Below are 12,682 nucleotides of genomic sequence, written 5' to 3' on the forward strand. Positions count from 1 at the left end.
CGGCGCTACCCGGCGCCGTGCCGGGCGGCGATCCGGTCGATCGTCGCGGCGAGGTCGAAGTCCTTGCCGGTGAGGCCGCCGGCGCTGTGGGTGGACAGGGCGAAGGTCAGGGTGCGCCAGCGGATGTCGATGTCGGGGTGGTGGTCGGCGTCCTCGGCGGCGCGGGCGACGTCGGCGACCACCTCGATCCCGGCCGGGAACGAGGGCGCGGTGACCTGCCTGCGGATCTGGTCGCCGTCCCGGCTCCAGGCGGGCAGGCCGCGCAGGCGGTCGGCGACTTCGGCGGCGTCGAGCGTGTCGGCCATCGGGTCACTCCCTGTTCGCTGGTGCCGTTCTCCTCCTTCCCTTCCCGCCGCGGGGCGCCCGGTCACCCCGCGGCGGGGGTCAGGTCGTACAGGACGGTGCCGCCGACGGTGGCGGGGGTGTAGTGCGCGGCGACCCATGCGCTGATCTGCTGGGCGGCGTCGCTGCCGCTTCCGGCACTGCGTCCCCGGCCGCCTCCCTGGCCGCGGTCTCCGCCGACGAAGTAGTGGATCTCGCCTTGGCGGGCGAGGCGCTGGAACTCGGCGAGGGTGGGGGCGGGGTCGGTGCCGTTGAACCCGCCGACGGCCATCACGGGCCGGCCGGTGGCGAGCTGGTAGCCGGCGGCGGTGTTGGATCCGACGGCGGCGGCGGCCCAGGTGTGGGAGGCGGAGCCGGTGGTGAGGGCGGAGGTGACGGCGGCGTCGGGGGTTCCGGCGTTCAGGAGCCCGCCCGGTCCCCCGCCCGGTCCTGCGCCCCCTGGTCCCCCGCCGCCTCCGGGACCGCCGGGCATGCGTCCGGTGGTGCCGGGGCCCTGGGGCGGGGGCCCGCCGGGACCGCGGGTCCAGCCGCCGGGTCCGGCGCGTCCGGGACGCCGGCCAGGGCCGCCGCGTCCGGGGCCGAACCCGGTGGAGGTGGCGGGGCCGGCGGTGACGATGGCGCCGGTGTGCGGGGTGCGGGCGGTCTCGGCGGCGTAGGCGGCGGGCCCGGCGAGGCAGGCCAGGACCGCCAGGGCGGCGACCCCGGCCAGGACGGGGCCGCGCAGCAGCCGCACGGCCGCCAGTCCCGCGGCGGCCAGGAGCCCGGCGGCCGCTACCGCGGGCGCGAGCCAGGGATGCCAGTCCGGCGACCGGCCGAGCAGCACGTAGGCCCACAGGGCGGTGAGGGCGACGGTCGCCGCCAGGACCGCGGCGGCGCCGGGGGCCCGGCGGCGTTCCCACAGCAGCGCTGCCCCCATGCCGGTGAGCGCGGCGATCGCGGGTGCGAGCGCGACGGTGTAGTACTCGTGGAAGATGCCCTGCATCCAGCTGAAGACCGCGGCGGTGAGCAGGAGCCATCCGCCCCACAGCGCCAGGGCGGCGCGGGCGGGGTCGGTGCGGGGCGCGCGCCGCGTGGCCCACAGCCCGGCGGCGAGCAGGACGAGCGCGGCGGGCAGCAGCCAGGAGATCTGGCCGCCGATGACGGGCCCGAACATGCGGCCCCATCCGGCGTCCTGGTCGAGGTTGCCGAGGCCGCCGGTCTCCTCGCCGTTGAGGCGTCCGAGCCCGTTGTAGCCGAGGGCCAGTTCCAGGACGGAGTCGTGCTGCGACCCGCCGATGTAGGGGCGGGCGGAGGCGGGCACCAGCGCGACGGCCGCGACCCACCACCCGGCCGAGGCCAGCAGCACTCCCCCGGCGGCGGCCAGCTGCCACAGCCGCCGCCGCCGGGGCGTGGGTGCGGCGAGCAGGTAGACCAGCGCGAACACCGGGACGACCAGGAACGCCTGGAGCATCTTGGCCAGGAACCCGGTCCCGGTGCAGGCGGCGGCGAGCAGCAGCCAGGGGGTGCTCGCGCTCTCCTGGGCGCGCAGCGCGGCGTAGGCGCCGAGGGTCAGCAGCAGCACGAGCAGGGCGTCGGGGTTGTTGAACCGGAACATCAGCGCGGCCACCGGCGTCAGCGCGAGCGCGGCGCCGGCGAGCAGGGCCGCCCAGGCGGGGAAGCGGCGGCGGACGGCCGCGTGCAGGACCGCGACGGTCGCCACGCCCATGAGCGCCTGCGGGACGAGGATGCTCCAGGTGTTGACGCCGAACACGCGGGCGGCCAGGGCCATCGGCCACAGCGCGGCGGGGGGTTTGTCGACGGTGATGGCGTTGGCGGCGTCGGAGGAGCCGAAGAAGAACGCCTTCCAGCTGGTGGCGCCGGCCTGGACGGCGGCGGAGTAGAACGCGTTGGCCCATCCGGACGCGCCGAGTCCCCAGAGGTAGGCGACGCCGGTGGCGGTGAGCAGGGCCAGCAGCGCGGGCCGGGCCCAGGCGGGGTCGGTGGCGGGGCCGCGCAGCAGCCGCCGCGGGAGACCGCCCCACCGACGCGGGGTGCGGGGCGCGGGCGGGGCGGTCGGGATCGTGGTGGTCATGTGCGTGTTCCCTGTTCAGCCGAGCTTGTACAGCCGGGCGCCGGTGGAGCCTCCGGCGGCGGTGCCGGTGGGGCCGCCGTAGGCGCTCGCGTCGACGGGGGTCGCGTTCTTCTGGACCCAGGCGGTGACGGCGGTGTCGCCGCCGCCGGGGCCCATGCGGCCGCCGAGCAGGATGTAGCGGAGCCTGCCCTCCTTGACGTACTGCTGGAGCTTGGCGACGGTCATGGCGGGGTCGCTGCCGGTGAAGCCGCCCATGGCGATGACGGGGCGACCGGTCCGCAGGATGATCGAGGAGGCCTCCTGGGCGCTGGAGACGGCGAGCAGCCAGGTGGCGCCGCCCTGGTTCTTCTCCAGGTAGGCGATCATCTGGGTGTCGACGCCGCCGCCGGGCCCGCCGCCGAATCCGCCGCGCGCGCCGGCCCCGCCGGGTCGCTGCTGCCCGCGTCCGCCCGCGGCCCGTCCGTCCGGGGCCTGCCCGTTCTGGCCGCCGGCCTGCCACGGCGGCATCTGCCCTCCGGGCGCCTGCCCTCCGGGCGTTTGGCCAGTGGGCGCTTGTCCGCCGGGGGCCTGGCCGCCGGACATGGCGGGGGGTGTGCCGCGGCCGCCGGGGAAGGCGCCGGGCGGGCCGAAGCCGCCGCCGGACGCGGGCCCGGCCAGGGGGTTGGTGCCGTTGGAGGTGGTGGAGGCGGCCGAGACGGCGTAGGCGCCGGGGCCCGCCAGGCCCGCGGTCACGGCGAGGGCCAGGCCCGCGATGGTGGCGCGCGTCCCGGCACGGCCGGAGATCTGTCCCGCGATCAGGGTGGCGACCGCCAGGACGGTGGCGGCGGCGACGGCCCACCGCAGCCACGGGTTCCAGGACGGGGTGCGGTCCAGCAGGACGAACGCCCACGCGCCGGTGACGGCGACGCCTGCGGGCAGCGCCCACGCCCAGGCCCGCGACCTGCGGTGGGCGCCGGTCAGCAGGACGGCTCCGGCGCCGGTGAGCGCGGCGATCGCGGGGGCCATGGCGGTGGAGTAGTAGGGGTGGAAGGTGCCCTGGGCGAAGCTGAACACCACGTAGTGGACGGCGAGCCATCCGCCCCACAGCAGCAGCGCCGCGCGGGCGGTGTCGGTGCGGGGGCGGCGGCGCAGCAGGACGAGGCCGGCGGCCAGGGCGAGGACGGCGAACGGGATGAGCCAGGAGATCTGGCCGCCGAGGATGTCGTTGAACAGCCGCCCGGCGCCGGACCGGCCGCCGAAGCCGCCGCCTCCTCCGGGGCCGCCGCGCCCGCCGGGGCCGTCGCCCTGGCCGAGGATGCGGCCGAGGCCGTTGTAGCCGACGACCAGGTCCCAGGCGGTGCCGTCGGTGCTGCCGCCGATGTAGGGGCGGGAGCGGGCGGGGATGGCGTCGACCAGCAGCGTCCACCAGAGGGAGGACGCGGCCAGGACGGCCCCGGCGGCGAGCAGGTGCCCGACGCGGCGCGCCAGGCCGGGCCGCGCGGCGACCAGGTAGGCCAGGGCCAGCGCGGGGACGACCAGGAACGCCTGCAGCATCTTGGTGTTGAAGCCGCATCCGACGAGGAACGCCGAGAGCAGCAGGGGCCGCAGCCGGCCGGTGTCGACGGCGCGCTGGCAGGCCCAGGCGGCGGCGACCAGGAACAGCATCAGGAGGGTGTCGGGGTTGTTGTCGCGGTTGATCGCGACGGTGATCGGGGTGAGGGCCAGGACGGCGGCGGCGGTGAGCGCGGCGGCGTGCCCGAAGGCGCGGCGGACCGTCGCGTGCAGCACGGCGACGGCGGCGACGCCGGCGGCGACCTGCGGGAGCAGCAGGCTCCAGGTCCCGAATCCGAGGACGCGGGCGGACAGGCCCATGGCCCACAGCGCCATGGGCGGTTTGTCGACGGTGATGTAGGAGCCGGCGTCCAGGGAGCCGAAGAAGAAAGCCTTCCAGCTCTGGGTGCCGCTCTTGACGGCGGCGGAGTAGTAGGCGTTGGCGTCGCCGGCGGCCGACAGCCCCCACGCGTACAGGGCGGCGGCGGCGATCAGGACGGCCCACAGGGCGGGGCGCGCCCAGCGGGGGTCGCCGTCCGCGCCGAGGAGCAGCCGGCGGGCGCGGCCGCGGGGCGCGGCGTGCCCGGTGTCGGGCGGCGGGGCGAGGGTGGAGGTCATGCCGTGGTCCCTCCGGTGCGGTCGGCGGCGGATGCGGGTGCGGCGGCGGGCCCCGGGGCGGGTCCTGCGGCGGTTTGGGCGGGGTGGTGGTCGAGGCGGCGCGGGTGGAAGATCCAGGCGCGCATGAGCAGGAACCGCACGAGGGTGGCCAGGGCGTTGGCGGTGACGAGCGCGGCGACCTCGACGGCGCGTCCGGCGCCGGGCGCGGCGGTGTGCAGCAGCGCCAGGCCGCCGGTGCTGAGGGCCAGGCCGAGCAGGAACGCGGCGCCGCCTTCGAGTTGCTGGCGCAGCGCGCGGCGGTTGCCGGTGACGCCGAAGGTGAAGCGGCGGTTGGCGGCGGTGTTGCCGACGGTGGTGATCACCAGGGAGAGCGCGTTGGCCCACAGCGGCCCGAGGAAGAGGCGCAGCAGGACGAACAGGATGAGCTGGGCGAGGGTGCTGAGGACGCCGATGACGGCGAAGGCGGGCAGCTGGCGGGCCATGCCGGCGGGGAGCGCTTCGGCGGCCCGGCCCGTGGCCGCGGCGGGGCCGGGGCGTCCGCCGACGGGGGCGCGGAACGCGCCGGTGAGCATGCGGCGGGCGACGCGGGCCATGCCGCGCAGGTCGTCGCGGGCGGTGCGCAGGACGTCGACGCGGCTGTCGGGGTCGTCGACCCAGTCGACGGGGACCTCGTGGATGCGCAGCCCGTTGCGTTCGGCGAGCAGCAGCAGCTCGGTGTCGAAGAACCACTCCTCGTCCTCGACCGAGGGCAGCAGCGCCTGCACGATCTCGGTGCGGGCGGCCTTGAAGCCGCACTGGGCGTCGGTGAAGCGGGCGGCCAGGGCGGTGCGCAGCAGCAGGTTGTAGCAGCGGGAGATGATCTCGCGGCGGGGGCCGCGCACGACGGCGGAGCCGCGGGTCAGGCGGGAGCCGATGGCCAGGTCGCTGTGCCCGGAGATGAGGGGGGCGACCAGCGGCAGGAACGCGTCCAGGTCGGTGGACAGGTCGACGTCCATGTAGGCGACGACGTCGGCGTCGCTGGTCCCCCACACGTGGCGCAGGGCCCGGCCGCGGCCCTTGTCGCGGAGGCGGACGGCGCGGACGCGGGGGTGGCGGGCGGCCAGGTCGCGGGCGATCGGCCAGGTGGCGTCGGTGCTGGCGTTGTCGGCGACGGTGATGCGGAAGGGGTAGGGGAGGGTGTCGGCGAGGTAGGCGTGCAGGCGTTCGACGCTGGCGGACAGGACGCGTTCCTCGTTGTGGACGGGGACGACCACCTCGACGAGCCGTCCCCGTCCGCCGTGGTCGTGCGGCGGCGGGGGCGGCGCGGCGGGCGTGCCCGGTTCGGTGATGAGGTGACTCATGGAACCGAGGTTCGGGCGCCGGTGTGGGAGGGCGGTGAGCCGTGTCTTAACGCCGCATGAGAAACCCGCCGGGCCCCGCCGGGAGGGGCGTTCAGTCGCCGGGGGCGGGGGCGCCGGGCAGGTGGACGCGGGCGAGGGTGCCGCCGCCGGGGGCGGGTCGCAGGGCGACGCTTCCGCCGCATTCGGCGACGACGCGCGCGACGATGGACAGCCCGAGCCCGGAGCCGGGCAGGCTGCGGGCCGACGGGGAGCGCCAGAACCGTTCGAACACGTGCGGCAGGTCGGCGGCGGGGATGCCGGGTCCGTGGTCGCGGACGGTGAGCTCGCCGCCGTCGAGGGCGACGGTGACGGTGCCGCCGGGCGGGCTGAACTTCACGGCGTTGTCCAGGAGGTTGACGATGGCGCGTTCCAGTGAGGCGGGGTCGCCGTGGACGTGCCAGGGCCGGGCGTCGCAGGTGATGGTGAGGCCGGGGCCGCGCAGGCGGGCGCGTTCGACGGCGCGGTCGAGGACCTCGTGCAGGGCGACGGTCTCGCGGACGGGCGCGGTGTCGGCGGGCCGGGCGAGCTCCAGCAGGTCGCCGACGAGGCTGGACAGTTCCCGCATCTGCGCCCTGACGCTGGCCAGCAGGTTGCGGCGGGTCTCCTCGGGCAGGTCGCGGCCGGCGGCCTCGGCGCGCAGCAGCAGGTCGATGTTGGTGCGCAGGCTGGTGAGGGGGGTGCGCAGCTCGTGCCCGGCGTCGGCGATGAGCTGCTGCTGGCGTTCGCGGGAGGCGGCCAGGGCGGCGGTCATGGTGTTGAAGGAGCGGCTGAGCCGGGCGATCTCGTCGGTGCCCTCCTCGGGGATGCGGGTGTCCAGGTCCTCGGTGCGGGCGATGTGCTCGACGGCGCCGGTGAGCTCGTCCACGGGCCGCAGCGACGCGCGGGCGATCATGAGGCCGGCGGCGGCGGACACCAGGACGCCGAGGGCGGTGACGGCGGTGAGCAGCAGCGCCAGGTTGTCCAGGGGGCCCTGGACCTCGTCGAGGGAGATGGCGTAGGACACGGCGGCGGGGGTGCCGTCGGGCAGCCGGAACGAGCGGGTGAGGATCCGGACGTCGTCCTCGGTCCCGGAGGCGGTGACTCCGGTGCCGTCGTGGTAGGCGTGGTCGCGTTCGCCGCGGGCGACCTGCACGTCCTCGGCGGTTACCTTCAGCGCGCCGGCGCCGGGGACGGTGCAGCGCCGCCCGTCGGCGCGGACCAGCTGCATGATCTCGTAGGGGCCTGGCGGCGGGTTCTGGGCACCGGTGCCGGTGGGCTCGGACGGGCAGGCGGCCAGGATCGCCTCGGGGCGGCGCGGCAGGCGGGGGCCGTGGAAGGGCGGCTGCCCGTCGCGGTAGCCGTCCCGGGCGCCGGGCGGGCCGCCCGACACCGCGCCGAGGCGGCGGTCCAGCTCGCGGTACAGCTGGTTGCGGGTCAGCAGCCAGCCGGCGCTGGCGCAGGCGGCGACGGCGAGCGCGACGGCCGCGGCGGTGAGCAGCGCCATGCGGGCGCGCAGCGTGAGCCGCCGGGTGAGCCGCCGCGCGACCGGCGCGCGGGTGCTCACGGGGACGCCGCCGGGCGCAGCACGTACCCGACGCCGCGGACGGTGTGCACCAGCCGCGGCAGCCCGCCCGCCTCGGTCTTGCGCCGCAGGTACATCACGTACACGTCCAGGGAGTTGGAGGCGGGTTCGAAGTCGAATCCCCAGACGGTCTCCAGGATCTGCTCGCGGGTGAGGACCTGGCGGGGGTGGGTGAGGAACATCTCCAGCAGCATGTACTCGGTGCGGGTCAGTTCCAGGGGGCGTCCGGCGCGGGCGACCTCGCGGGTGAGGGTGTTCATGCGCAGGTCGTCGAAGGTCAGGACCTCGCCGGGGACGTCGCCGGGGCCGCCGGGGTGGGCGGCGGGGGCGGCCATGGCGGCGCGGCGCAGCAGGGCGCGGACGCGGGCGAGCAGTTCGTCGAGGTCGAACGGTTTGGCGAGGTAGTCGTCGGCGCCGGCGTCCAGTCCGGTGACGCGGTCGCCGACCATGTCGCGGGCGGTGAGCATGAGCACCGGCATGGTGGCGCCGAGGGCGCGCAGCCGCCGGCAGGTGGTCAGGCCGTCCATGCGGGGCATGAGCACGTCCAGCACGACCAGGTCGGGGGTCTCGCGCTCGACCTGGTCCAGGGCGGTGACGCCGTCGGCGGCGCCGGTGACGCGGTAGCCCTCGAACTCCAGGCTGCTGGTCAGCGACTCGCGGACGGCCGGTTCGTCGTCGACCACGAGGATCCGCGGGGGCGGTGTGTCCTGCGCGCCGGGTTCCATGTACTCACGGTAAACAGCCCCGGTGGGCGGCCCGGCCACCGGTGGCGGTTTCTCATGGTTCTTTCAGAATCTTCTGAGGGGCGGTTCAGCGTTCGCGGTCGGAGGGCGCGCCGCCGGTCTCTGCGGTGTCAACGTTGTCCGGGGTGTCGTCGGTGGCCTCGGCCCACGCGTCACCGGCGCCGGCGGGCCCGGCGGCCCCGGCGGCCCCGGCGGCCCCGGCGGGCCCGGTGGGCCCGGTGGGCTCGGTGGGCTCGGTGGGCTCGGTGGCGGGCTCGACGGTGGCCTCGATGACGACGGCGGCCGGGTCGGCGGGGCCGGACGGGGCGGGGCGGGTGGCGGTGGTCCAGGTGGTCTTGGCAACGTCGACGACGACGTCGCGGGACACCTCGACGATGAGGCCGCGCAGGGTGTCGCGCAGGGCGAGCTTGAGGGCGTCGCGGAGCAGTTCGCGAAGGACGGCCTCGACGGCGGCGGTGGCGGCGCGGGCGGCCAGGTCGCGGGCGGTGCGGGCCAGGGCGCTGCCGGCGGCGGCGGTGAGCAGGCCGGCGGCGGTGCGGGCGGCGCCGCGCACGGCGGGGTCGCGGCCGGCGCGGGCGGCCAGGTCCGCCAGCGGTGCCAGGTCGGCGGCGGCGCCGGTGGTCCCGGCGGCGTCGCGGGCGGTGTCGCGCAGGGCGGCGGCCAGGTCGCGGGCGGCCTGCTCGGCGGTCTGGCGGACGACGCGGGCGACGACGTCGCGGCCGGCGGCCATGAGGGCGTCCACGGCGGCGTCGGCGACGGTGTCGACGGCGGCGTCCACGACCATCCGGGTGGCGGCCTGCACGACGGGAGCCGCGGCGGTGCGGCCGGCGACGTCCAGGGCGGTGGCGGTGGCGGCGCGGGCGAGGGGGCTCTGGGCGGCCAGGCGGCGCGCGGCGGCGGCCATGGGGTGGCGGGCGGCCTGCTCGGCGAGGGTCATCGCGGCGGTGGCGGCCTCGAACGCGCCGGCGGTGGCGGGGTTGGCCGCGGCGGCGGCGCGGGCCTCGGTGACGGCGCGTTCGGCGGCGGCTCGGGCGGCCTTGACGGCGGCGTCCCGCGCGGCCTGCTCGGCGGCCCTCATCACCGGCGTCCCCGACACCTGCGCCAGGATGCGGTCGGCGGCGAGCGCCGCCGCGCCGCGGGCGGCGTCGCGGACCGGTTCGCTCGCGGTGGCGATCCGCGCGGCGGCCGGGGCCAGGCCGTCCCAGATCTCCTGCACCCGCCGGGCGGCGGCCCGGTCGACGCGGTCGAGCCCGGTCGGCCGTTCGTCGTTGTCGTCCACGGTCACGCCCCCTCATCGCGGTCCCGCCCCCAAATCACCATAACTGCCGAACAGTGCCGCCAGTTCCGGCCACCGCGCCGCGATCCGCCGCCGCCCCGGGCAGGGGCGCGCCCCGGGCGGTGCGGTCAGCGGCCGCAGGACGGGCAGGGGGTGCGGGTGCGACGGGCGTAGGCGCGTGCGGCGGCGGCCATCCCGGCGCCCCAGGCGAAGTAGGCGGGGACGGCGACCCAGAAGAACGCCTCGGGCAGGTCGAGGCCCCCTTCGGGCGGGAACGGGTTGCGGCCGTGGAGCCGCTCCCAGGCCATCTGCAGCAGCATCAGCCCGAAGTAGACGACCAGGCCGCCGGAGATCGCGGCGCCGGGCCACAGCACCAGCCGCCGGGGAACGCCGCGCCCGGACAGGCCGGGGACCCGGCGCGGCCAGGTCCGTCCGAAGGGGTGGACCAGGGCGAGGGGCAGCAGGCAGCCGCCGAGCACGAACCCGGCCTCGAACAGCACCGCCGAGGCGCCGCCCGACAGCGGCGACTCGGCGAACCCGACGACGGCCTGGGCGGCGATGCGGGTGAGGCATCCGGCGACGGCGAGGTAGGCGGCCCCGTACGCCCAGGCGGGCGTGCGGGGCAGGGCGCCGGCCGCGGCCGCGGGACGCGCGCAGGCGGCGCAGGCCGGTCCGGTGCGGGTGCGGGCGGTGTGGGCGCGGGCGGACAGGGCCGTCAGGACCCCGGCGGTGACGGCCGCGGCCCGCGACAGCGCGCCGAGCGGGTAGAACCCCAGGCCCAGGCCGGGCAGGACCGCGCCGACCACGTCCAGCAGGAGCATCGCGCCGGAGCCGACCAGGCACGCCGCGGCGGTCCAGGCGGCGCCCGCCAGCGCCAGGCGCGGGATGCGGGCGAGGCGGTCGGCGCGCGGGAGGACGAGGGCGGCCAGGGCGAGCGCGGCGGCCCCGCACAGTCCGGCGCCCGCCCATCCGGTGAAGACGACGAGGTCGGTGCCGATGGGCGACATGTCGTGCGGCCGGTGCCCTGAGGCCCAGTACGCGCGCAGGGCGCCGTAGGCGGTGACCCAGGCGAGCGCGGCCGCGGGGAGGCGGCGTCCCAGGGCGTGCGGCGAGAGGCGGGCGGCGAGCGTGGTGGCCATGGCCACGATCGTGGCCGGGCCGGTGCGGGCGGGCCTCCCCGCCGCGGCCGAGGCCGCTCCCCCGCGCGGGTGAGAAACCGGTTGGCCGGGCGTGGGCGGGCCGGTAGAGTCCCGGATGGAACCGGAAGGGGGATGAGGACCTATGGCCGTCGCAGTGATGGCTGCTGCCCGCAGCAGCACTCAGCCTGTCCTCGTTCCCCGGGCCTCCGGCTGATCGACTCACTGCGCGCCGCCTGCGGCGCCGTCACGCCGGGGCCCCTTCACGCAAGGGTTCCGATCCGTTGTCTTCCTCTTTCACGGGGTCGTCTCCTCTGGCCGCCTACGGCTGGGACGACGCCCTGGAGCATGAGTTCACCTCTCACCGCGCGGCGGGGCTGATCCCCGCGCGGGTGGCCGCGGTCGACCGCGGCCTGTGCGATGTGGTCACCGAGAACGGCCCGGCACGGGCCTCCACCGGGTCCGGCCTGTCCACCGGGTCCGGTGGAGATCCGGCGGCGGCGCCGTGCACGGGCGACTGGGCGGCGCTGCGCGCCGGCGGCCCGGACGGGCGGCCGGCGGTGGCGGCGCTGCTGCCGCGCCGGACCGCGATCGTGCGGTCGTCGGCGTCGCGTGATTCGCGCGGCCAGGTCCTGGCCGCCAACGTCGACACCGTCGCGGTCGCGGTGTCGCTGGCCGTCCCGCTGGATCTCGGGCGGATCGAGCGGCTGCTGGCGCTGGCCTGGGAGAGCGGGGCGCGGCCGGTGGTCGTGCTCACCAAGGCCGACCGTGTTCCCGGCGCCGCCGGGGAACGCGCCGAGGTCGCCGCCGCCGCGCCGGGCGTGGACGTGGTGGCCTGCAGCGCCGCGACCGGTGAGGGCGTGGAGGCCGTCCGCGCCGTCCTGTCGGGGACGGTGGTGCTGGTCGGGCCGTCGGGCGCGGGCAAGTCCACACTGGGCAACGCGCTGCTGGGCGCCGAGTCGCTGGCCACGGGCGCGGTCCGGGAGGCCGACGGCAAGGGCCGGCACACCACGGTGCGGCGGGATCTGCTGCCGCTGCCGGGCGGCGGCGTCCTGATCGACACGCCGGGGCTGCGCGGCGTGGGCCTTTTCGAGGCGACGCAGGGGCTGGAGCGCACCTTCGCCGACGTCGAGGAGCTGGCCGCGCGGTGCCGGTTCGGCGACTGCGCGCACGGCTCCGAGCCGGGCTGCGCCGTCCTGGAGGCGGTCGAGGACGGGACGCTGCCGCGCCGCCGCCTCGACAGCTACCGCAAGCTGCTGCGCGAGAACGCGTGGGCGGCCTCGCGCACCGACCAGCGGCTGCGCGCCGAGCGGGAGAACCGAACCAAGGCGATCAGCAGGTGGCAGCGGCAGATGTACAAGGAGCGGGGGCGGGACCGGTGAGCTGGACGACCAGGCCGGAGGCGGCGGGCGATCAGGGCGCGGTCCGCGCGGTGGTGCGGGCCGCGTTCCCGACCGTCCACGAGGCGGATCTGGTGGACGCGCTGCGCCGCGACGCGGCGTGGGTGCCGGAGCTGTCGGTGGTGGCCGAGGGCGAGGACGGCCGGGTCGCCGGGTACGCGCTGGCGACGCGGTGCGCGGTCGGCGGGGCGGGCGCTCTGGCGCTGGCGCCGGTGGCGGTCCTGCCGGAGGCGCAGGGGCGCGGCGCGGGCGGCGCGGCCGTCCGGGCGGTGCTGGAGACGGCGGCGGTCCGCGCGGCGGCCGGTGGCGAGCGGCTGGTGGTGGTGCTCGGTCATCCGGGGTACTACCCGCGGTTCGGTTTCGTGCGGGCGTCGCCGCTGGGCGTCGGGGTGGCGTTCGAGGTGCCCGACGAGGCGCTGATGGCGCTGGTGCTGGACGGGCCGGGCCCGGTGCCGTCGGGGACGGTGCGGTACCCGGCGCCGTTCGGCGTCTGACCCGCCGCGTGCGCTGACCTGCTGAACCCCGGTCGGCCGGGCCCCGTGCCCGGACCTGGTCCGGCGGCTGGCGGACCTGCCCCACGTCGCCGCGATCAAGGACAGCACCGGCGACTGGCTGCGGATGCTCGC

Annotated in this window: 10 protein-coding genes; 2 read left to right on the forward strand and 8 right to left on the reverse strand. The window is 77.4% G+C overall.

The genetic code is table 11. The annotated features are described in order from the left end of the window. Window positions 1–5 precede the first annotated feature (5 nt). The 8 genes from AB0H37_RS24535 to AB0H37_RS24570 form a co-directional block, all read right to left on the reverse strand. On the reverse strand, window positions 6–305 hold the full coding sequence (locus AB0H37_RS24535; RefSeq protein ID WP_179835082.1) for a 4a-hydroxytetrahydrobiopterin dehydratase: 300 nt from the start codon (window positions 303–305) through the stop codon (window positions 6–8). Between the two features lie 62 nt (window positions 306–367). Beyond that, window positions 368–2,413 carry a glycosyltransferase family 39 protein gene (locus tag AB0H37_RS24540; protein WP_360615399.1) on the reverse strand — a complete coding sequence of 682 codons (2,046 nt, stop codon included), beginning with the start codon at window positions 2,411–2,413 and terminating at the stop codon, window positions 368–370. 15 nt (window positions 2,414–2,428) lie between these two features. Further along, complete coding sequence (locus tag AB0H37_RS24545) at window positions 2,429–4,561, reverse strand: glycosyltransferase family 39 protein (RefSeq protein WP_360615400.1); 2,133 nt, start codon at window positions 4,559–4,561, stop codon at window positions 2,429–2,431. After that, on the reverse strand, window positions 4,558–5,901 hold the full coding sequence (locus tag AB0H37_RS24550; RefSeq protein ID WP_360615402.1) for a bifunctional glycosyltransferase family 2/GtrA family protein: 1,344 nt from the start codon (window positions 5,899–5,901) through the stop codon (window positions 4,558–4,560). Before AB0H37_RS24550 ends, AB0H37_RS24545 begins: the two co-directional genes overlap by 4 nt. A gap of 91 nt (window positions 5,902–5,992) precedes the next feature. Continuing rightward, on the reverse strand, window positions 5,993–7,483 hold the full coding sequence (locus AB0H37_RS24555) for a HAMP domain-containing sensor histidine kinase (protein ID WP_329090425.1): 1,491 nt from the start codon (window positions 7,481–7,483) through the stop codon (window positions 5,993–5,995). After that, a complete protein-coding gene (locus AB0H37_RS24560; RefSeq protein WP_329090423.1) occupies window positions 7,480–8,226 on the reverse strand; it encodes a response regulator transcription factor in 747 nt (248 codons plus the stop codon). The genes AB0H37_RS24555 and AB0H37_RS24560 overlap by 4 nt, the downstream gene beginning before the upstream one ends. Window positions 8,227–8,311: 85 nt before the next feature. Then, window positions 8,312–9,529: a hypothetical protein gene (locus tag AB0H37_RS24565; protein ID WP_360615404.1), complete on the reverse strand. Its 1,218-nt coding sequence runs from the start codon at window positions 9,527–9,529 to the stop codon at window positions 8,312–8,314. Window positions 9,530–9,648: 119 nt separating this feature from the next. Beyond that, window positions 9,649–10,659 (reverse strand): hypothetical protein, encoded by a 1,011-nt coding sequence (locus AB0H37_RS24570; protein WP_360615406.1) that lies wholly within the window; start codon window positions 10,657–10,659, stop codon window positions 9,649–9,651. A 281-nt stretch (window positions 10,660–10,940) separates the two neighbouring features. On the opposite strand from AB0H37_RS24570, the gene rsgA reads away from it, so the two are divergent. Both rsgA and AB0H37_RS24580 read left to right on the forward strand, forming a co-directional pair. Further along, complete coding sequence (rsgA, locus tag AB0H37_RS24575; protein WP_360615408.1) at window positions 10,941–12,038, forward strand: ribosome small subunit-dependent GTPase A; 1,098 nt, start codon at window positions 10,941–10,943, stop codon at window positions 12,036–12,038. Then, the gene (locus tag AB0H37_RS24580) at window positions 12,035–12,550 is read left to right on the forward strand and encodes an N-acetyltransferase (RefSeq protein WP_329090416.1); all 516 of its coding nucleotides are present in this window, start codon (window positions 12,035–12,037) and stop codon (window positions 12,548–12,550) included. The genes rsgA and AB0H37_RS24580 overlap by 4 nt, the downstream gene beginning before the upstream one ends. The last annotated feature ends 132 nt before the right edge of the window (window positions 12,551–12,682 follow it).

It is taken from the genome of Actinomadura sp. NPDC023710, assembly GCF_040639875.1.
Classification (GTDB): domain Bacteria; phylum Actinomycetota; class Actinomycetes; order Streptosporangiales; family Streptosporangiaceae; genus Spirillospora; species Spirillospora citrea.